This window comes from Microbacterium phycohabitans, assembly GCF_032464935.1.
Classification (GTDB): Bacteria; Actinomycetota; Actinomycetes; order Actinomycetales; family Microbacteriaceae; genus Microbacterium; species Microbacterium phycohabitans.
This window is the reverse complement of the sequence record NZ_JAWDIT010000001.1, coordinates 342,807-362,783: the sequence shown is the minus strand read 5'-3', so window position 1 is coordinate 362,783 and position 19,977 is coordinate 342,807. Positions and strand designations below refer to the sequence as shown.

Sequence of the window (19,977 nt, the reverse complement as noted above, 5' to 3'; positions counted from 1 at the left end):
GGGCCGCCCGCAGTCTACCCGCCGTGCCCGGCGTCGCCCTGAGCATCAGGAGCGTGCCCGCCCCTGCCGTCGAGGTCGGAACGGTCGGTCGCGGGGCGGCCGATCTGCGTCATCCGCTGTTCGAGGCGCTCGCGCCACGACCGCGACTGACCCGCCCGCACGGCGCACAGGGCCAGCAGCAGCCACCCCGGTCCGGTGAGGGTGAAGCTTTCGAACAGCGACACCGCGAGCAGGGCGATCAGGGTGAGCGGGGCCCAGGCGTGCACCACGGATCGCCGCTCGCCCGCCACGAGCCACCCGCGCGCGAGCCCGAGACCGCCCAGGGCCAAGAAAAGCAGCAGGCCCACCCAGCCGAGCTGAAGCAGCACGTCGAGATAGGCGTTCAGGGCCGAGGCGTGCCGCGTGCCGTCCGCGAGGTTGACGAGGGCGAAGGGGACGGCGTCGGGGTCCCACGCCCCGAACCACCCGAATCCCTGCACGGGGCGGATGTCGGCGATGTCGATCACGTGCGTCCACACCCGGGTGCGCGTCTCGAGGTCGTCCTCCGCGCCGAGGACGGCGACCAACGCAGTCCGAGCGGCGTAGGCACCGGCCACCGCGACCGCCACCGCGACGCCGAGGCCGACCTGCACCCCGCGTCGTCGCTCGGCCGGCACCCGCCGCACGCCCCAGAGGGCGAGGGCGGCGACGGCGGTGGCCAGGGCGACCAGGACGACCGTCGGCGACCCGCTGAGTGCGGCCAGCACGCCGCCGAGCACGACGGATCCGATCGCGACGCCGACCCCGACCGACTGGGTGCGGAACTCCACGAGGAAGGTGATCAGCGCGATGACGGTGACGAAGCCCAGGGCGTTGCGCGTGCCGAACAGGCCCTGGATGGGACCCAGATCGGCGATCGCCCCCTGGATGCCGAGGAAGGGGATGGGCAGATCGAGGAGGATGCCGCTGAGCACCTCGAGGCCGAGCGAGATGCCGAGCAGCCAGCGCAGGACGTCGCCGAGGGCGCGCACCGTCTGCAGCGCGTCGCGCACGTGGCCGATCACGACGGCCAGCAGGGCGATTCCCGCCAGCTGCCCCCACCCGGTGAGGGCGGCGGCGGGCGCCGAGCTCCAGAAGACGCTGGCAGCGGCCCACGCCACCAGCAGCACGAGGGTCGTGGGGGCCAGGCGCACCAGCTCGATCTCGTCGCGTCGCGCGAACAGGATCGCCGCGCCGAGGACGCAGAGTCCGGCGAGGATGGTCGCCAGGGTGACCGCGCCCGCGACGGCGGTGACGGCGAACCCGCCGAAGACCGTGGCGAAGACGGTCAGGGTGAACGCGCGGGCGAGCGCCGCCGAGGAGAGCAGCGAGAGCAGGCGGGGGCGGAGCGCGTCGGGCCCCGCGGTCACGGGGTCGGTCTCTGCAGCTCGCCGCGCTCGATCGACATGCTCTGCTCGCTGGGGCCGACACCGACGAGCGGCGTCTGCTTGATCTTCGAGCCGAACAGGACGACGAACATCCAGCCCCACAGCAGCAGCGGGCCCGACTCGGTCAGCCCCTGCACGACGAGGAGGGCGCCGATCAGCGTGGGCAGGAGTGTGAGAGGGGAGTGCGGACGGTCGTCGCGGAGGTCCCACCGCGGGCGGTCGACGGCGAAGAACCACGAGCGCCACAGGTAGGCCAGGTACACGAGGGCGAGCAGGGCCACGCCGATCGCACCGAGCTGCAGGTAGGCGTCGAGCCACATGCTGTGCGCCTGCACCACCGTCTGACCGTGGTCGACGATCCAGCCGTCGATCAGCGGCTCCGTCGCGATCCAGGGCGTCGAGAACCCCCACCCGATGACGGGGTGCTGGTCGGCGCGGGCGATCACGTCGGCCCAGATCCCCTCGCGGCCGGTCAGATCGGCGTCGCGCCCCAACAGGCCGAACAGGGCGCTGCGGCCGAACCACAGCGTCGCCGCCCCGCCGAGACCGATCACCGCGTACAGGAGGTACCAGCGGGTGCGCTCGCCGGGACGCCGCGCCGTGCGCATCACGAGCACGGTGCCGAGCACGAGAGCGACGAACGCGGCGGAGATGAACGCGGTCGCCGATCCGGCTCGCACGAACAGGAAGGCGGCGAGGGCGATCCACACGACCAGCAGCACCCGTCGTGGAGCGCCCGCGGCGAGGCGGATGGAGAACACGATGATCGCCACGAGCATGACCGCGGCGAGCAGGTTGGCGTTGCCGAACACCCCCTGGATGCGACCGCCGTCGAAGAGGTTGTCGCGCGACCAGTAGACGATGGGATCCATCCGCTCGTCGGGGATCACGAAGCCGGGGAGCACCGGGCCCCGCACGAACACCGAGACGACGAGCTCGAAGACGAGCGAGAGCCCGACGATCCACTTGGCCGCCGACGCCACGGCCCGCACGACATCGCGCCAGGTGAGCACGGCTCCCACGAACAGTCCCTGGAAGGTCGTGATGACGAGCAGGAGCCAGGTGAGCACGGATGCCGCGGGCCACGCGCTCCACGTCAGCGACGCCGTCGCCCAAGCGAGATACCCGAACGCCAGCCAGGGCAGGCGGCGCACGGCCAGTGGCGGGCGGGTCACGAGCCAGACGACGGCGGAGACGACGGCGGAGGCGATCACCACGGCGGCGGTCACGACGGGCCCGACCGCGTTGACCAGCCCCACACCGCCCAGTGCGAGCACGAGGACGGCCACGCACCAGGCCCGCAGCAGAAGATGCCCGGTCGTCTCGCGCGGGGGCGCGGTCGGCAGCGCCGACACCGGGTGGTTCGTGTGCATCGCCATGGTGCTCTCAGGGTACCGGGCGGCACCCGGGACCGCCGGGTCGGGCCACTAGGCTGACGCCGTGCTGATCCCGATCTCGAACACGCCCCGCGACTACGCCTGGGGGAGCCCCACCCTCATCGCCGACCTCGAGGGGCGTGAGCCCACCGGCGCTCCCGAGGCCGAGGTGTGGTTCGGCGACCACCCGGGCTCGCCGGCCCGGGTGCACGACGGCTCCGAGCGCACGCTCGACGCGTGGCTCCCGGCGGTCTCCGCCGAGCAGGGCGTTCCCGCGAAGCTGCCCTACCTGTTGAAGCTCCTGGCGGCCGGTGCCCCGCTGTCGATCCAGGTGCACCCCTCGAAGGAGCAGGCCGTCGACGGCTACGCCCGCGAGGAGTCCGCCGGGGTCCCGCGCGACGCGGGCGAGCGCAACTACAAGGACGACAACCACAAGCCCGAGGTCATCGTGGCGCTCAGCGAGACCTTCACCGCGCTCGCGGGTCTCCGCGACATCGAGCGCACGCGCGCCCTCGTCGCCGGACTCGGCGACGCGCCGGCCGTGCGGACGCTGCGCACCCACCTGTCGGCGGACGACCCCGCCGACGCCCTCCGCGCGAGCATCGGCTGGCTCCTCGGCGAGGCCGACGCGGCCGCGATCGGGGAGATCGTGGATGCCGCGGCATCCGCCGATCCGGGGGAGTTCGCCGCCGAGCTGGCGCTGACGCGCTCGCTGCACACGGCGTATCCGGCCGACCCCGGCATCGTGGTGGCGCTGTTGATGAACCTCGTGGAGCTGCGCCGCGGGGAGGCGATCTTCGTGCCGGCCGGCGTGCTGCACGCCTACGTCGCCGGCCTCGGCGTCGAGATCATGGCGGCGAGCGACAACGTCCTGCGCGGGGGCCTCACCCCCAAGCACATCGACGTGGACGAGCTGCTGGCGCTCGTGGACTTCCGGCCCGCCGAGCCGCCGTTCCTGCGGCCGACCGCGGCGGGCGAGGGCGCCGAGGTGTTCGCGCCCGGGATCGCCGACTTCAGCCTCGGGCACCTGGCCGCGCAGGCCTCGGGGTCGCTCGATCTGCGCGGGGTCGCGATCGCACTCGGCGTCGCTGGAGAGGCGACGATCACCGGGGCCTCCGGCGCGTGCGTGACCCTGAGGCCCGGAGAGGCCGCTCTCGTGACGCCCGAGGAGTCGCCGCTGTCGAGCGACGGTCGCGGCGAGGTCTTCGTCGCGATGCCGGGGGACTGATCGCGACACGCCGTGTGCGGGCGTGAAGGTTCACCTCGGCCTTGAGGGTTTACGATCCGCGACTTGACCAATCCGAATCACACGGGTGTAATTATGTCTGCGCGGAACCGCGTCATGGGGGCGTGAACGAGGCGGAGGACGATATGGCGACGTCGCAGTACCGGTCCGGTGTCCCGGACAACTGGTTCGTGGACCCGGTCGACCTGGGAGTACCCGGCGTCCGCCGAGACATCGACACCACCGAGGAGAACACCCTCGCCTGGCAGACCGATGCCCTCTGCTCGCAGACCGATCCCGAGGCCTTCTTCCCGGAGAAGGGCGGATCGACTCGCGACGCGAAGCGCATCTGCACCTCGTGCGATGTCAAGAGCGAGTGCCTCGAGTACGCCCTCCAGAACGACGAGCGCTTCGGAATCTGGGGCGGTCTCAGCGAGCGCGAACGCCGCAAGCTCAAGCGTCGCGCCTGATCCGCGCGTCCGTCTCTCCTCGGGTGACCCGAGGGTGAGCGATCGGCGTCCCGACGGCGCGGCGTCCGTGATCGCGCAAGAGCCGACTTAGGCTGATCCGGTCATGCCCGCCCGTGTACACGCCATCCTCGTCGTGCGTCCCGAAGGACGCACCCCCGCCGCGAACCATCTGCAGCGCACGCTCGCAGCCCTCGCGGCCCAGACCCGTCCGGTCGATGCGCTGACCATCGTGCTGTGCGGCGCCGACCCCGCCCTGACGCAGCTCGCCGCCTCCTCGGGAGCCGAGGGAGTCATCACGGCCCCCGCCGGGACGCCGTTCGCCGTCGCCACGGCCCTGGCCACCCCGCGTCTGACCGGTGACGCCGTGTGGCTGCTCGCGCAGGACACCGCGCCCGACCCCGACGCGCTGGTCCGCCTCGCGGGTGCCCTGGAGCTGTCGTCGTCGCTCGTGATCGCGGCGCCGAAGCTCGTGTCGTGGGACGACCGCGACGAGATCGTCTCTCTGGGCGTGAGCATGAACCGCTACGGCGGCACGGTCGAGCTCGCCAAGGGGGAACTCGACCAGGGCCAGCACGACGGCGACGCCGACGTGCTCGGCGCGGACGTGCGTGGCATGCTCGTGCGTCGCGAGGCGTGGACCGCGCTCGGTGGCCTCGACCCCGCCCTGGGCGGCGCCGACGAGGGGCTCGACCTCGGCGTGCGCGCGCGTCTCGCGGGCGATCTCGTCTCCCTGGTCCCGGCCGCGCGCGTCGCCGTCGCGGGCGACGGCGTGGCCGCGATGGCGCGAGGTCGTCGGCGGGCCCGCCGGCGCGCCTTCGCCACCCGCACCGCGCAACTGCACCGGCGGCTGGCGTACGCGCCGTCGGCGACCGTGCTGCTGCACTGGCTGTCGTTCCTGCCGCTCGCCCTCTGGCGCACCGTCATGCACCTCGTGACGAAGATGCCCTACCGGGTGCTGCCGGAATGGGGGGCGACGCTCCTCGTGCTCTTCCGGCCCGCCGCCGTCGCACGCGCCCGTCGCCGCATCCGCACGGTGCGCCGGGTGGGATGGTCGCGTATCGCGCCGCTGCGCATCTCGCGGTCGCAGATGCGATTGCGTCTCGACGCCGACGGGACCGACCCCGATGCTCCCGTGCGATCGGAGCTGCGGTTCTTCGTCGGTGGCGGCGCGTGGGCCGTCCTCGGCGCGCTCGCCGTGTCGGCGGCGCTTTTCGCTCCGTTGCTCGCGTGGCCCGTCCTGGGCGGGGGAGCGCTCCTGCCGCTCCGGGCCGACATCGCCCAGCTCTGGCAGGACGCGGCCTGGGGCGCCCGACCCCTCGGACTGGATGCCGTGGGGCCGGCCGACCCGTTCTCCGCGCTGGTCGTTCTCCTGGGCACCCTCTCGCCCGGCGACCCCTCGCGGGCGTTCGTCGTGCTGTGGGTGCTCGCGCTCCCGCTGGCCGTGCTCGGGGGCTGGTTCGCCGCGGCGCGGGTGACGGAATCGTCGCTGCTGCGCATCTTCGCCGCTCTCGCGTGGGCGCTCGCCCCGACCTTCCTCGCCGCCCTCGTGGAGGGCCGCCCCGCGGCCGTGCTGCTGCACCTCCTGCTGCCGTGGCTCTTCTTCGCCGCGAGCGTGGCCCATCGGTCATGGGCGCCGGCCGGGGCGGCATCCCTTCTGCTGGTGGCCGTGCTCGCGTGCGCCCCGTCCCTCGCGCCCGCCGTGGTCGTGCTGTGGTCGGCGGCGCTCATCGTGGTGGCGCTGGTCGCGGGCCGAGGGGTGGCCCGCGTGGTGTGGCTGCTCGTGCCGTCGGCGGTGATCTTCGCGCCCCTGGTGTGGACGCAGGTGCGTCGCGGAACGCCGTGGGCGCTGCTCGCCGATCCGGGTGTGCCGTACGCCGGGGCGGAGGCGACGGCCGATCCGCTGGGTCGGGCGCTCCTGGCGGCGGGCTTCCCCACCTCGGACCCCGGCGGATGGGCGAGCGTGTTCGACGGGCCCGTGTGGTGGGTCGGTCTGCTGGTCGCGCCGCTCGCCGTGCTCGCGCTGCTGGCCGTGCTCACGCCCCGGTGGGTGACGGCATCCGCTCTCATCGTCATCGCGGTCGCGGGGCTCGCCACGGCGTTCGCCGCCGTGGGCGTCGCCGTGTCGTTCCGCGACGCGATCGCGGTGCCCCTGTGGGCCGGATCGGGCCTGAGCCTGGCGTGGATCGGCCTGGTCGGCGCCTCCGTCGTCGCGCTCGACGCCGGCGTCGTCGAGCGGGTGCGCATCCTGCGCCCCCTCGGCGCCCTGGCCGCGCTGGCGGCTCTGCTCGTCGCCGTGGCCCCGGCGCTGACCGCGCAGACGGCCTCCGTCGAGAGCGGTCGCTCGGTGCTGACCAACGGTCCCGTGTCGACGCTGCCCGCCTTCGTCGCCGCCGAGGGGCGCGGTTCCACCGACATCGGCACCATCGTGCTCGACCCCCGCGCCGACGGCATGCGCGTCGACGTCGTCTGGGGCGACAGTTCCACGCTCTCGGGTCAGAGCACCGTGCAGGCCACGCGGACCGCGGCATCGCCCGCCGACGAGGAGCTCGCGACATTGGCCGCCGACCTCGTGACCCCCTCCGCCGATGACGTCGTCTCGCGTCTCGCCGATCGCGGGATCGGCTTCGTGCTCCTGGCGTCGGCGCCCGCGGGCGAGGACGACGTGATCCGCGGCGCGCGCCTGGGCGCGGCAACCTCGCTCGACCAGCGCGATCTGCTCGACCCGGTGGGGGCCACCTCGCGCGGCGACCTCTGGCGCGTGAACACCACCATCGTCCCCCGCGCGCCGATCGACGACCATCAGAGGGGCCTGCAGCGGCTGGTGACCTTCGCGTCTCTGGGCGTGGTGCTCATCGCCCTCCTGCTCGCCGTGCCCACCGCCGCGTCCCGCCGGGTGGCTCGGCGGACGCCGCGGACCGTCGGCCCGATCTCGGGAGGATCACGATGAGCGATCGACGTCTCGTCCGCTTCGCCGCCACGAGCGCCCGCGTCGTGGCGGGGGCGGCCGTGGCCACAGCGGCCGTCGTCGGGACGGTCGCGGGAATCGCCGCGCCCTGGCCCGAATACGCCGCCGAGCCCGTCAAAGTGCAGGCCACCCCCGCGCCCTCCGACACCGTCCTCGCGTGCGACGGCCCGCTGCTCGCCCTCGGCCGCAGCGCCGACGCGGCGAACAGCCTGAGCGCCGCCGCCGCGCAGCAGGTGGTGAGCGGTCCCGCCTCGGCCTCCGCAGAGACCTCGTCGCTGACCGGGGCGACGGGCGCCGACGACGGCTCCGCTGACGCGCTGCGTGCGGCCCCCCAGGACGGCGTGCAGACCCCGCTCGCCGCGGCCGGTTCCGCCACCGCGGTGTCGGACGACCTCGCCGGCTTCGCCGCCTCGGCCTGCCGCGCCCCGCTCGCGGAATCGTGGCTGGTGGGCGGCGCCTCCACCACCGGGTCCAACGACCTCGTCGTCCTCGCCAACCCGGGAACCGTGCCGGCGACGGTGCAACTGTCGGTGTACGGCGCGCAGGGCGTCTCGACACCTCCCGGGGGCAGCAATCTCGTCGTGCCGCCGGGTGAACGCCGCGTCGTGCCCCTCGCCGGCCTGCTGCTGGGCGAGGAGAGCCCGGTCGTGCGGGTCGTGGCATCCGGAGCCCCCGTGCACGCGTCGATGCAGGCGAGCCTGACGCGCGTGCTGCTCCCCGGCGGCAGCGACCAGGTCGCGCCTCTCGCCCAGGCCGACACGCGCCTCGTCATCCCCGGCGTTCAGGTGCTGACCACGGGGGAGGGCCAGGCGGGAACCGTGCTGCGCCTGCTCGCGCCCGGAGCCGACACCACCGCGACCGTGACCATGACCCCCCTGGATGCCGCGACCGCGGCCCCGGGAGCCCGATCGGTCCCGCTGACGGCGGGGCTTCCGACCTCGCTCGATCTCTCGGGCGTGGCGGCCGGGGCCTACACGGTCGAGGTGACGGCCGCCGCCCCCGTCGTCGGCGGCGCCTGGTCGACCACGGGCTTCGGCGAGGGCGCGGACTTCGCCTGGTACGCCGCCGCCCCCGTGTTCTCGTCGTCCGGCACGATCGCCGTGGCCTCGGGCGTCGGGGCCGCTGTGGTGATCGCGGGCGACACGAGCGATGCGACCGTCAGCCTCACGCCTGTCGACGGCGGCGACCCGCTGACGACCGCGGTCGGGGCCGGCGCGAGCGTCGCGCTGCCCGTCGGCGCCGGGGTCTACCGACTCGACACCGACGCGCCGGTGCGGGCCGCGGTGTCGTACTCGGGCGACGGCGCGCTCGCGTCATACCCGCTGTGGCCCGCGGATGCCGCGGCCTCCGCGGTGACCGTGCTGCCGTAGACCCGCGCCGGGTCGGCGGCATCCGGACGGATCAGAGGAAACGGAACCGCTCGGGCCCGAGGTCCCACGGGTCGCGGTCGAGGAACTCCGCGGCCGCGCGGAACACGGCGCCCTCGATCATCATGCGGCGGTGCAGGTCGTCGTCGTGATGCGGGTGGCCGAGGCGCTCGATGGGCACGCGGTACAGGATGATGCGCTTCTCGTCGCGCAGCACCGTCCATCGCGGGATGCCGTCGCCCGCCGCCGGGGGCATGATGCCGATCTCGAACGAGACCTCGCGCAGCTCGGGCCACGCGGAGCGCAGGAACTCGGCCGCCGTGCTGACGGCGATGTCGAAACGCTCGACGCGGGTGTCGATCGGGGGCAGGGGAGGTCGCACGACCGGGCTGCGGTTCTCCCGGCCGTGTCGCCCGTGACGGGAGGGGCGGACGACCGGCCGCGCTTCGCGGGATCGACGACGCATCATCCGCCCATCCTACGTTCGCCGGCGGGTCGCACCGGGCGTCGCAGCGGGCATCGGGCCGCCGATCGGAACGGGCCCGCGGGGCACCCGGCATCCGGGGTCGACGGCGGCGCGGCGCGGCGTCGTCGCCGTGTCGGAGGTGCTGGGTAGGCTGACCGCGATGCGCGACAGACTCTGCTCGAAGGTCGGGTGCGCCCGCGAGGCGATGAGCACCCTCACCTACGACTACGGCGACCAGATGGCGGCCCTGGGCCCCCTGGGGCCGGCGGGCGACCCTCACGCGCACGACCTGTGCGCGATCCACGCCGATCGCCTGTCGGTGCCGAAGGGCTGGGTCGTCGTCCGGCACGAGACCCTGCGCGCCTGAGTCGCGGCGTTAGCCTCGCGCGGTCCCGGGGTCGGCTCGGCGTGTGAGGGGCGCGGGTGGCGGCGTGGGTTCCGCGGGTTTGGGGCGCGTTTCGTGCGTTGGGGCGTGAATGGTGCGCCCCAATGGTCGGATGGCGCCCCGAACCTTCTGGGCGGCGCCCGGCCTCGCGGCCCGGCGTCAGCCGTGTTCGGGTCGGCGCAGAGGGGTGACGGGCGCGGGTGGCGGCGTGGGTTCCGCGGGTTTGGGGCGCGTTTCGTGCGTTGGGGCGTGAATTTTGCGCCCCAATGGTCGGATGTCGCCCCGAACCTTCTGGGCGGCGCCCGGCCTCGCGGCCCGTCGTCAGCTGCGCTCGGTGAGGGCCGCGGCGCGCTCGTTCTCGAGGAGGAGGGCACGATACTCGCGGTCGCGCCGCACCGCCGACACCGCGCGCACCAGGCTCTCGGCATCCACCGGGGGAACGGGCGAGACGAAGGGGCGCACGCTCTCGGCGAGGGAGATCGCGACGCGCTCGCGCGCGGCGGGGGTGAGCGCGTCGGCGCCGCGGACGAATTGCGACATGCGGGCGGCCAGACGGTCGGGAAGGCGGGAGACGTCGGCGACCTCGGCCCACGACTCGAGGCCGCGGGGGATCCCGGGGGCCTCGGCGGGAAGGCGAGGCGTCCGCGTGCGCTCGCTGGCGGTTCCGGCGAGGAGGTCGCCCAGGCGCTGGGCGCGAGGCGTGAACATGCCGACGATCGCGGCGATCGCGCCGAACGTGAACCAGATCTCGAGCACGCCGGTCAGGGCGCGGATGAGGGCGTGGCGGAAGCCCGAGGCGCCGCCGTCGGTGCGCACGATCCGCGCGCCGACCGCGAGGCGACCGAGGCTGCGTCCCCGTGACAGCGTCTCGACCGTCGTGGGCACGGCCACCATCACCAGCACGAGCAGCGTGATGACGCCGATGCCCACGGCTGCTTCCGGGAGCGAGCCCTGCGCGGCGAGGGTCGCGAGCAGGAGAGCGCCGCCCGCGAGCAGCACCGCCCCGATCACGACGTCGATGAGGGCGCCCACCGCCCGCAGGAAGAAACCGATCGGCTGGACATCGAGGGCGACGGCCTCTCCGGTCAGGGTCTCGTCGGCGGTGGTGTGCACGAGCGCGACCGCGGGGGAGGGGACCGGGGACGATGCCATGCGTACAGTTGACCACATGGACCTCGACGCCCTCACGGCCGCGCGCCGCCGCGAGTGGGAGCGGCTCGACGAACTCGGCCGGAGGCGGCGCCTGCGCGGCGAGGAGGTCGACGAGCTGGTCACCCGCTACCGCGCGGCATCCGCCGATCTGGCCGACATCAAGACCTCGGCCGGTCGCACCCCGCAGGGCGACTACGTCTCGATCCTGCTGGCCCGCACGCGCCTGCGTCTGACCGGCGTGCGGGAGAACGTGCTCAAGCAATTCCCGCGGTTCTTCCTGCTGCAGCTTCCGGCCGCGCTCTATCGCGTGCGATGGATGACGCTCGCCGTGACGGTCTTCTTCCTCGTCGTGTCGACGATGGTCGCCCTGTGGATCTCGGGCGACCCTGCCGCCGTGGCCGCTCTCGGAGCGCGGAGCGACCTGCAGAACTACGCCGACGAGCAGTTCGTGAGCTACTACCGCGAGAACCCCAACGCGATCTTCGCCGGGACCGTCTGGACCAACAACGCCTGGATCGCCGCGCAGTGCGTGCTCTTCGGGGTGACCGGCTTCTGGCCGGTGATGGTCATCATGCAGAACGCGGTCGGCGTGGGGCAATCCGCCGCGATCATGATCGCCTTCGACCGCGCCGACGTGTTCTTCCAGTTCATCCTCCCGCATGGACTGCTCGAGCTGACGGCCATCTTCGTCGCGGGGGCGGCGGGGCTGCAGATCTTCTGGGCATGGGTCGCCCCGGGCCGTCGGACGCGGGCGGCTGCCCTCGCGGCCGCGGGTCGCTCGTTGGCGACGGTCGCGGTGGGGCTCGTCTTCGCTCTGGCGCTCTCGGGGGTCGTGGAGGGGTTCGTGACCCCGCGCGACTGGCCCTGGCAGGTCAAGATCGCCATCGGAGCCGCAGCGCTCGGGGTCTTCCTCTTCTACATGCTGTGGGTTGGTCGCCGCGCCGCGCGCGCGGGCGAGACGGGCGACCTCACCGAGTACGAGGCGGGCACCCCCACCCTCACGGCCGGCTGACGGCACCCGGATGCCGCTGCGGCGGCCGTCGCGCGGTGATGACGTCGTCGTCGTCGGTTCGTCTTCGCACGTTCCCCGGCGTGTCATTTTTGATTCAATCAAAACTAGGTAGGCTCGACGCATGCTCGACAGTCAGCCGGACGCCCCCGCGGATGCCCTCATCCGCGGAGCGGGTCTGCGGGTCACGGCGACGCGCGTCGCCGTGCTCGAGGCCCTGCGCGCCCGGCCGCACGCCACCGCCGACGACGTCTTCGCGCGTGTCAGCGGCACCCTCGCCGGCACGAGCAAGCAATCGGTGTACAACGCCCTCGGCGACTTCGCCGATGCGGGTCTCGCGCGACGCATCGAACCCGCCGGTCACTCCGGCACGTTCGAACTGCGCGTCGGCGACAACCACCACCACGTGGTGTGCACCGGATGCGGACGCATCGACGACGTGGACTGCGTCGTCGGCGCGGCGCCGTGCCTGCACGTGCCGGAGGGGAGCGGCTTCCTCATAGAAACCGCTGAAGTGACGTTCTGGGGCGTGTGCTCCGATTGTCGAGCGAAGTCCGAAGCCGAAAAACCGAGAGGATCCCGATGAGCGACACTCTGAACGGATGCCCCGTCTTCCACGACGGCGCCGCCCCCGACGACAACCGACTGCCGGTGGGAGAGGCCCCCGCCGACAGCGAGCCCGCCGGCGCCCTGCCGCACCCGACCCAAGGGTCGGCCAACCGCGTGTGGTGGCCCGAGTCCCTGAACGTGAAGATCCTCGCGAAGAACAACGCCCTGCGCGACCCGCTCGACGAGGGCTTCGACTACCGCGCCGCGTTCGAGGCCCTCGACCTGGATGCCGTGAAGAAGGACCTGCAGGCCGTCATGACGACCTCGCAGGACTGGTGGCCCGCCGACTTCGGTCACTACGGCCCCCTCATGATCCGCATGGCGTGGCACAGCGCCGGCACGTACCGCGTGACCGACGGTCGCGGCGGTTCGGGCTCGGGCATGCAGCGCTTCGCGCCGCTGAACAGCTGGCCCGACAACGTCAACCTCGACAAGGCGCGCCGGCTGCTCTGGCCCGTGAAGAAGAAGTACGGCCAGTCCATCTCGTGGGCCGACCTCATGATCCTCGCCGGCAACGTCGCGCTGGAGGACATGGGCTTCCCGACCTTCGGCTTCGCCGGCGGCCGCACCGACGTGTGGGAGCCCGACGACGACGTGTACTGGGGTCCCGAGACCACGTGGCTCGGCGACGAGCGGTACACCGGCAACCGCGAGCTCGAGCGGCCGCTCGCAGCCGTCCAGATGGGTCTGATCTACGTCAACCCCGAGGGCCCCAACGGCAACCCCGACCCGCAGCTGTCCGCTAACGACATCCGCGAGACGTTCGGCCGCATGGCCATGAACGACGAGGAGACCGTCGCCCTCATCGCCGGCGGGCACACCTTCGGCAAGACCCACGGTGCAGCGAGCGATTCGCACGTGGGCGTGAACCCCGAGGCCGCCGACATCAACGACCAGGGCCTGGGCTGGAAGAACAGCCACGGCACCGGCAAGGGCGACGACACCATCACCAGCGGTCTCGAGGTCACCTGGACCTACCACCCCACCCGCTGGGACAACGAGTTCTTCCACATCCTCTTCGCCTACGAGTGGGAGCTCTTCCAGAGCCCCGCGGGCGCCCACCAGTGGCGTCCGAAGAACGGCGGGGGAGCCGACATGGTTCCCGAGGCGCACTCCGACGGCCGGCGCGAGCCCCGCATGCTCACGAGCGACCTGGCGCTGCGTGTCGACCCCGCTTACGAGAAGATCTCGCGGCGTTTCGCCGAAGACCCCGCCGCGTTCCAGGACGCCTTCGCGCGCGCCTGGTTCAAGCTGACCCACCGCGACATGGGCCCGCGCGAGCGCTACCTCGGCTTCGAGGTCCCCGCCGAAGTGCTGGTCTGGCAGGACCCGGTGCCCGCGGTCGACCACCCGCTGATCGACGCGGCCGATGCCGCGGCGCTCAAGCAGCAGATCCTCGACAGCGGCCTCACGGTGCAGCAGCTCGTCACCACGACGTGGGCCGCGGCATCCACCTTCCGCGGGAGCGACAAGCGCGGCGGCGTGAACGGCGCGCGCATCCGCCTCGAGCCGCAGAAGAGCTGGACGGTCAACAACCCCGAGCAGCTGGCATCCGTGCTCGAGGTGCTCGAGGGCGTCAAGGCCGCTTTCGACGCGCAGGGCGAGAAGAAGGTCTCGATCGCCGATCTGCTCGTGCTCGCCGGCAACGCCGGTGTCGAGCAGGCCGCGCTCGCCGGTGGCGTCGAGGTCGAGGTGCCCTTCACCCCCGGCCGCACCGACGCCTCGCAGGAGCAGACCGAGATCGAGTCGTTCCGCTGGCTCGAGCCGATCGCCGACGGCTTCCGCAACTACGCCTCGCGCGAGGCGCGGCTGCCCGCGGAGTTCCTGCTGCTCGACAAGGCCAACCTGCTGACCCTCACCGCGCCCGAGATGACCGTGCTGGTGGGCGGCCTCCGCGCGATCGGTGCGAACTGGGACGGCAGCGACTGGGGCGTGTTCACCGACACCCCCGGTGCCCTGACGAACGACGTCTTCGCGAACCTCCTCGACCTCGGCACGACGTGGAAGCCGCTCGACAGCGGCAAGCACGCCTTCGAGGGCACTCGCGACGGGTCGGGGGAGCGCATCGGGATCGGCACACGCGTCGACCTGGTGTTCTCGTCGAACTCGGAACTGCGCGCGCTCGCAGAGGTGTACGCCTCGGATGACGCGAAGGAGAAGTTCGTCCGTGACTTCGTCGCCGCCTGGCGCAAGGTCACCGAGCTCGACCGGTTCGACCTGGTCTGAGCTCGGCCCGCTGCGGCTCGGTACCCGCGGCATCCGAAAGGCCCGTCCCCTCGCGGGGGCGGGCCTTCCGTCGTGCGGTGTTGGGGCTGGTGCCGGGGCTGGTGCTGGGGGCTGGTGCTGCCGGGCCGGGGGGTGTCCCACTTATGGCCGGTGAGAGAGTCGTTGAGCGACCATTTTCGGGACATGCACCGCCATAAGTGGGACATGCGCTGCGGGAGGCGGGACGTGCGCTGCGGGAGGTGGGACACACGCTGCCGGAGGTGGGACGTGCGCTGTCGGGCCGGTGCGCGGTGCGCGGTGCCGCTGGCGGTGGCTGCTGGCTGGTGGTCGGGGTGGGTGTGTCCCACTTATGGCCGGTGGGAGGGTCGTTGAGCGGCCGTTTGTGGGACATGCACCGCCAGAAGTGGGACATGCGCCAGCCCAAGTGGGACATGCATCGCCGGAAGTGGGACATGCACCGGCCGAAGTGGGACACGCACGCCAGAAAAGGGAGATGCGCCGCCGGAGGGCGGGATACGCGCTGCCGGTAACGCAAACGGGGACGCTGCGCCGCCGCCGCGACCGACCGCGGCGGGCGGGTGGATGCCGCGGACTCAGGCGCGCGAGAGGCGGCGCAGGCCCTCGTCGATCGACACCGCGGGGGTCCAGCGCAGATCCCGGCGGATCGCGGTCTGGTCGAACCAGTGGGCGGTCGAGAGCTGCTCGGCGAGGAAGCGCGTCATGGGCGGTTCGTCGTGCCCGGGGCGCACGGCCCACACCCGCTCGATCAGCGAGCCGGCGACCTTCGCGAGCCCCGCCGGGACGCTGAACCGCGGGGGCGTCACGCCCGAGGCGAGACAGATCCCCGCGAGCAGGTCTCCCACCGGCCGCGGCTCTCCGTTGGTCAGCACGTACGCGCGCCCGCTGACGGCCTCGACGCGGTCGAGGGCGGCGACGATGCCGGATGCCGCGTTGTCGACGTAGGTCGAGTCGATGAGCGCGGTCCCGCCGTCCAGGAGCGGCAGCGTCCCCCGGCGCGCGCGGGCGACGACGCGCGCGATGAGCTGCGTGTCGCCCGGACCCCACACGAGGTGCGGACGGATGGCGACGAGCGCCGTCGAGGAGTCGGCGCGCGAGAGCGCGAGGAGCTCGGCCTCGGCCTTGGTGCGGGCGTATTCGCCGTGCGCGGCATCCGGATCCGCCGGCTCCGCCCCCACGCCCGCGAGTGCGTGACCGGCGTGCGCGACCGAGGGCGATGACACGTGCACGATCCGCGTGACCCCCGCCGCGGCGGCGGCGTCGAGGAGCGTACGCGTCCCCTCGACGTTGACCGCGCGGAACTGCGCCGGGTCTCCCGCGAGCGACACCTTCGCGGCGAGGTGCACGACCCCGTCGACGCCCTGGAGCGCGGATGCCACGGCATCGGCATCCGTCACCGAACCGAGGCGATCCTCCGCGCCGGCCACGCCCGACGGGCGGCGCTGGAGGGTGCGCACCGCGTGGCCGGCGTCCTGGAGGGCTCGCACGACGGCGCGCCCCAGGAAACCCGAGGAGCCGGTGGCGAGCACCTTCACGGCGCGCCCGGCTTCTCGCCCGCGAGCACGCGGTCGGCCCACGCGGCCACGCGCGTGCGATCGATCTTGGAGTTGTGGCGGATGTCGGTCGGCAGCGACGGGACGACGAGCACGGCCGCGAGCCTTTGCGCGGTGGCCGCCCGCACCGCGTCGGTGAGGGCGGGGGATGCCAGCCCCGGACGCCGCGCGCCGGCCTCGACGACCGCGACCACGACCTGGCCGCCGACCGGGCCCACGCCGACCGCGGCGGCACGGGAGACCGCGTCGACGGTCTCGACGTCCTGCTCGATGCCGACCGGGGTCACGGGACCCTCGGCGGTGGTGATGACGTGGGGGAGTCGCCCCTCGACCCACAGGAGGCCGTCGGTGTCGAGATGGCCGACGTCGCCCGTGCGGTGCCAGCGTTCGGGGAGTCCCCGACGCGCCTCGCGGTCGGTGAGGTGCAGGCGGAAGTACCCGCGCTTGAGGTGCGGGGCCGAGATGACGATCTCGCCGGTCACTCCGGCATCCGTCGTCGGCTCGCCCGTGGCCCGGCCGTCGGCGTCGATCGCCGAGACGCGCACCTGCCCGGTGCCGAGCGGCCGCCCCACGCACACCCCGCGGTCGCCCGCGGCCCGCTCGATCTCGGGGAGGGTGACGTCGGCGACGAGCAGGCACTCGGTCATGCCGTACGGGGTGTGGGCGACGGCGTTCGGCATGAGCCGCTGCGCGCGACGGAGCAGCTCGACGCCCACCGGAGCACCGGTGGAGAGGAACGTCTCGACGCGCGCGAGAGCGGCTCGATCGGCGTCGGACAGCGCTCCGGCCGTGGCCACGACGTTCGCGACCGCGGCGGGGGAGAGGAACACGATGCGCGCATCGGAGGCGCGGACGGCCGCGGCGACCGCGGCGGCGGTCAGGGTGCGCGGTGCCGAGACGTCCATGTCGGGGGTCGCCGAGCGCGTGCCGAGGGCGGGCCCCAAGAGCGCGAAGGGGGCGAAGCCGGTCACGAGACCGGAGTCGGCGGTCACACCGAAGTGCGCGGCGAGGGTGTCGCGCAGCGCAGTGAGCTGAGCGTGCGTGTACACGACGCCCTTCGCCGGCCCCGTCGAGCCCGAGGTGAACAGCACCGCGGCCTCGGCCTCGGCGGCGGGCGGCTCGGGCAGCGCGCGACCACGACCGGCGCGCGCGAGGTCGGACAGGCTCGCCTCCACCCCGAGCGCGCGGGAGGCGGTGGCCGGCAGCGCGGCGGCGGAGATCCGCCGACCGGGCCAGCCGAGGGCGCGCGCGGCCGCGAGCCCCGCGACCTCGCCGATCACGACGTCCGGGACGGCTCCGCGCACGGCCCGCGACAGACCCCGGATGCCGAGACCCCGGTCGGCCACGACGACCACGGCGCCGATGCGCAGGCACGCGTACAGGGCGGCGGTGAGCGTCGGCCCCGGCGGCACGAGCAGTGAGACGCGGTCGCCGGCGCGCACCCCGAAGGCATCGAGCCCCGCGGCGATCTCGTCGACCCGCGTCGCGAGCTGCCGCCAGCTCACGCGCAGGGGTTCGCCCTCTCGCGAGGTGGTCATGTCGATCACGGCGGTGTCTTCGTCGTCGCGGCGGGCGTCGAGGGCGTCCCACAGGCGCCCGTCGGCGGCGGTCCCGTCCGACTCGGTGCCGGGAGCCCCGGTTCGCTCCGGTGCCGGGCCCTCGGCCGCGGCCGTGGCGGCGGCACGGCGCTGCGCGGTCGCTGCCCGGCGCGTGCCGGGCGCCGGGGCGCCGGCATCCACGACGTTCTCGTCGAGCCAGTCGAGCACGACCTCGGCGTACGGCCGCTCCTCGGCGATCAGGTGGCCGGCCCCCTCGAAGCGGTGGACGTCGGCGTGCGGCATCCGATCGATCAGGTCGTCGAGGTGGTCCTCGCCGAAGACCGGATCTTTCGGTCCGCGCAGCAGCAGGGCCGGCACGGAGAGCTCGCGCAGGCCCGCCGACATGCGGTGCAGCGCGGGGGTGCTCTCGTGATCGGGGGTCGCCGGGATGTCGGCGACGAACCCGCCGATGCCGCGACGGCGGGCGAGGGTGGCGTACGGCGCGCGGAACGCGGCACGGACGGCCGGGTCGAGGTCGGCGAGGGCCAGAGTCGTGTCGAGGAACGCCGTCGTGCCGGTGGTGCCGGCGGCGAGCATGCCCCGGGCCGTCGCGACGCGCAGCGCGAACGGCAGCTTCGCCCCCTCGGGGTGGTGCACGGCGGTGTTCAGGGCGATCACGGCGGCGAGGCGGTCGCGGTTCTCGACGGCCCACCCGAGCGAGACGGGCCCGCCCCAGTCGTGCCCGATGGTCACGATCGGCCCGCGGACGCCGAGCGCCTCGACGAGCGCGCCCAGGTCGGCGATGCGCTGGCCGAGCGTGCGCCGCAGGGGGGAGCGTTCCGAGAAGCCCATCTCGAGCTGATCGACCGCGACGACGCGCCACGCGGCGGCCCCCGCTTCGGCTCGGGCCAGCGAGGCGTTCACGAGAGCGCGCCACAGGTACGACCACGTGGGGTTGCCGTGGACCGCGACGATCGTGCCGGTCGGCTCGATGCCCCGATCGTGCAGGGCGTCGCCGGTGTCGAGCACGTGCCATAGGCGACTCTCGCCGGCGTCGGCCAGGACTCCGTCGACGCTCACGAGGCGCGAGAGCGCCGGATCGAGCCCGGGCAGGCCCGCGGGAGGCAGTGTGGCCTGAGGGCCGGTCACGCGGGGATGGCTCACCAGGCCAGCTCCAGCATGCCGGTGTTCAAGCCGGAGCCCACTCCCATCAGCAGGACGCGATCACCTCGCCGCAGCGTCTTCTGCTCGGCTGCCAGGGTGATGGGGATGGATGCCGGGCCCACATTGCCCAGTTCGGGATAGGTGACCGGCACGCGGTCGCGGTCGAGCTTCGCGGCGCGCACGATCGCACCGGTGTGCACCGACGAGACTTGGTGCGTGACGTAACGGTCCATGCCCGTCCAGTCGAACTCGCCCTTCGCCTCTTTCCACGCGGAGACGACGAGGTCGAGGCCGCCCTTGAGCAGCGCTTTGGCGTCGGTGAACATGCCGTCGACGCTGCCGACGCACAGGTCGTAGAACTGCGTCGCGGCGCGCGTGACGCCGCCCACGATGCGGTGGCCCTCGGGGTGGTCGCTCGCGCGACCGAGAACGGCCGCGGCGGCACCGGAGCCGAGGGTGAGCGAGGCGAACTCCTGCATGAAGGCGTCGCGGTCGAGATCCTCGCGCACGAGCCGGTTGATCGTGTTGACCTGGATCTCGTCGGCATCCTCGCCGTTGACGATGAGCGCGTACTTCACCTGGCCCGACTGGATCATGCCGGCCGCGAGGCTCATGCCGTTGATGAAGCCGAGGCACGCGTTGGCGACGTCGAAGTTGATGGCGGAGCTCGGGAGGCCGAGGCCGTGGTGGAGGCGCACGGCGACCGAGGGCTCGAGGTGCTTGCGGGTCACCGAGGTGTTGATGATGAGCCCGATCTCGCTCGCGTCGACCCCGGCCTCGGCGAGGGCCTGCTTGCCGGCGGCGATCGTGGCCTCGTCGGAGGACTCGCCCTCGGCCCAGTTGCGGCGCTCGTTGACGCCCGCGACGCGGCGCAGCAGACCCGGCTTGAGCTTCAGTCGCTTCAGCGCGGGAGCCAGACGCTCCTCGATGTCATCCGACGTCGTGACGCGGCTGGGCAGGACGCTCGCCACCGACACGAGGGCCACATCGTCGAAGTGCGTGGTGGCGTTACCTGGCAAGAGAGCTCCCGCATCCTGTGCGTAGACGG

General features: G+C 73.3%; 15 protein-coding genes. 8 read left to right on the top strand and 7 right to left on the bottom strand.

All coding sequences use genetic code 11. The features are described 5' to 3' along the window. Positions 1–14: 14 nt before the first annotated feature. Both RWH44_RS01720 and RWH44_RS01715 read right to left on the bottom strand, forming a co-directional pair. The gene (locus RWH44_RS01720; RefSeq protein WP_316003232.1) at positions 15–1,388 is read right to left on the bottom strand and encodes an O-antigen ligase family protein; all 1,374 of its coding nucleotides are present in this window, start codon (positions 1,386–1,388) and stop codon (positions 15–17) included. Continuing rightward, positions 1,385–2,785 carry an O-antigen ligase family protein gene (locus RWH44_RS01715; RefSeq protein WP_316003231.1) on the bottom strand — a complete coding sequence of 467 codons (1,401 nt, stop codon included), beginning with the start codon at positions 2,783–2,785 and terminating at the stop codon, positions 1,385–1,387. Before RWH44_RS01715 ends, RWH44_RS01720 begins: the two co-directional genes overlap by 4 nt. A 61-nt stretch (positions 2,786–2,846) precedes the next feature. On the opposite strand from RWH44_RS01715, the gene manA reads away from it, so the two are divergent. The 4 genes from manA (at position 2,847) to RWH44_RS01695 (ending at position 8,812) form a co-directional block, all read left to right on the top strand. After that, a complete protein-coding gene (gene manA, locus RWH44_RS01710; protein ID WP_316003230.1) occupies positions 2,847–4,010 on the top strand; it encodes a mannose-6-phosphate isomerase, class I in 1,164 nt (387 codons plus the stop codon). Between the two features lie 143 nt (positions 4,011–4,153). Continuing rightward, on the top strand, positions 4,154–4,477 hold the full coding sequence (locus RWH44_RS01705; RefSeq protein WP_055958404.1) for a WhiB family transcriptional regulator: 324 nt from the start codon (positions 4,154–4,156) through the stop codon (positions 4,475–4,477). Positions 4,478–4,580: 103 nt separating this feature from the next. Next, the gene (locus RWH44_RS01700; RefSeq protein ID WP_316003229.1) at positions 4,581–7,424 is read left to right on the top strand and encodes a glycosyltransferase; all 2,844 of its coding nucleotides are present in this window, start codon (positions 4,581–4,583) and stop codon (positions 7,422–7,424) included. Continuing rightward, the gene (locus RWH44_RS01695; protein ID WP_316003228.1) at positions 7,421–8,812 is read left to right on the top strand and encodes a DUF5719 family protein; all 1,392 of its coding nucleotides are present in this window, start codon (positions 7,421–7,423) and stop codon (positions 8,810–8,812) included. The genes RWH44_RS01700 and RWH44_RS01695 overlap by 4 nt, the downstream gene beginning before the upstream one ends. A 31-nt stretch (positions 8,813–8,843) precedes the next feature. Here RWH44_RS01695 and RWH44_RS01690 read toward each other — a convergent pair whose 3' ends face one another. Then, positions 8,844–9,275, bottom strand: coding sequence for a hypothetical protein (locus tag RWH44_RS01690; protein WP_437127264.1), 432 nt, complete (start codon positions 9,273–9,275; stop codon positions 8,844–8,846). 160 nt (positions 9,276–9,435) lie between these two features. Here RWH44_RS01690 and RWH44_RS01685 point away from each other — a divergent pair, with 160 nt between their 5' ends. Beyond that, positions 9,436–9,642 (top strand): DUF3499 family protein, encoded by a 207-nt coding sequence (locus tag RWH44_RS01685; RefSeq protein ID WP_136587001.1) that lies wholly within the window; start codon positions 9,436–9,438, stop codon positions 9,640–9,642. Positions 9,643–9,981: 339 nt separating this feature from the next. On the opposite strand, the gene RWH44_RS01680 is transcribed toward RWH44_RS01685, so the two are convergent. Next, the gene (locus RWH44_RS01680; RefSeq protein ID WP_316003227.1) at positions 9,982–10,812 is read right to left on the bottom strand and encodes an RDD family protein; all 831 of its coding nucleotides are present in this window, start codon (positions 10,810–10,812) and stop codon (positions 9,982–9,984) included. Positions 10,813–10,828: 16 nt separating this feature from the next. On the opposite strand from RWH44_RS01680, the gene RWH44_RS01675 reads away from it, so the two are divergent. The 3 genes from RWH44_RS01675 to katG all read left to right on the top strand — a co-directional run bounded on the left by RWH44_RS01675 (position 10,829) and on the right by katG (position 14,656). Continuing rightward, a complete protein-coding gene (locus RWH44_RS01675; protein WP_316003226.1) occupies positions 10,829–11,824 on the top strand; it encodes a stage II sporulation protein M in 996 nt (331 codons plus the stop codon). A 121-nt stretch (positions 11,825–11,945) separates the two neighbouring features. Further along, positions 11,946–12,407, top strand: a complete 462-nt coding sequence (locus RWH44_RS01670; RefSeq protein WP_316003225.1) for a Fur family transcriptional regulator — start codon at positions 11,946–11,948, stop codon at positions 12,405–12,407. Then, entirely contained in the window at positions 12,404–14,656 is a 2,253-nt protein-coding gene (gene katG, locus RWH44_RS01665; RefSeq protein WP_316003224.1) for a catalase/peroxidase HPI, read from the top strand. The genes RWH44_RS01670 and katG overlap by 4 nt, the downstream gene beginning before the upstream one ends. A gap of 593 nt (positions 14,657–15,249) precedes the next feature. Here the strand turns inward: katG and RWH44_RS01660 are convergent. From RWH44_RS01660 to RWH44_RS01650, 3 genes are read right to left on the bottom strand one after another with little or no spacing between them, the layout of a single operon-like run. Then, complete coding sequence (locus RWH44_RS01660; protein ID WP_316003223.1) at positions 15,250–16,209, bottom strand: NAD-dependent epimerase/dehydratase family protein; 960 nt, start codon at positions 16,207–16,209, stop codon at positions 15,250–15,252. Continuing rightward, on the bottom strand, positions 16,206–18,914 hold the full coding sequence (locus RWH44_RS01655; RefSeq protein WP_316003222.1) for an alpha/beta fold hydrolase: 2,709 nt from the start codon (positions 18,912–18,914) through the stop codon (positions 16,206–16,208). Before RWH44_RS01655 ends, RWH44_RS01660 begins: the two co-directional genes overlap by 4 nt. 11 nt (positions 18,915–18,925) lie before the next feature. Then, positions 18,926–19,948, bottom strand: coding sequence for a 3-oxoacyl-ACP synthase III (locus RWH44_RS01650; RefSeq protein ID WP_298874550.1), 1,023 nt, complete (start codon positions 19,946–19,948; stop codon positions 18,926–18,928). Positions 19,949–19,977 lie beyond the last annotated feature (29 nt).

Coding starts and splice junctions, on each gene's coding strand:
- RWH44_RS01715 (WP_316003231.1), bottom strand. CDS start 2,785: ATGGCGATGCACACGAACCACCCGGTGTCGGCGCTGCCGACCGCGCCC.
- RWH44_RS01705 (WP_055958404.1), top strand. CDS start 4,154: ATGGCGACGTCGCAGTACCGGTCCGGTGTCCCGGACAACTGGTTCGTG.
- RWH44_RS01700 (WP_316003229.1), top strand. CDS start 4,581: ATGCCCGCCCGTGTACACGCCATCCTCGTCGTGCGTCCCGAAGGACGC.
- RWH44_RS01695 (WP_316003228.1), top strand. CDS start 7,421: ATGAGCGATCGACGTCTCGTCCGCTTCGCCGCCACGAGCGCCCGCGTC.
- RWH44_RS01690 (WP_437127264.1), bottom strand. CDS start 9,275: ATGCGTCGTCGATCCCGCGAAGCGCGGCCGGTCGTCCGCCCCTCCCGT.
- RWH44_RS01685 (WP_136587001.1), top strand. CDS start 9,436: ATGCGCGACAGACTCTGCTCGAAGGTCGGGTGCGCCCGCGAGGCGATG.
- RWH44_RS01680 (WP_316003227.1), bottom strand. CDS start 10,812: ATGGCATCGTCCCCGGTCCCCTCCCCCGCGGTCGCGCTCGTGCACACC.
- RWH44_RS01675 (WP_316003226.1), top strand. CDS start 10,829: ATGGACCTCGACGCCCTCACGGCCGCGCGCCGCCGCGAGTGGGAGCGG.
- RWH44_RS01670 (WP_316003225.1), top strand. CDS start 11,946: ATGCTCGACAGTCAGCCGGACGCCCCCGCGGATGCCCTCATCCGCGGA.
- katG (WP_316003224.1), top strand. CDS start 12,404: ATGAGCGACACTCTGAACGGATGCCCCGTCTTCCACGACGGCGCCGCC.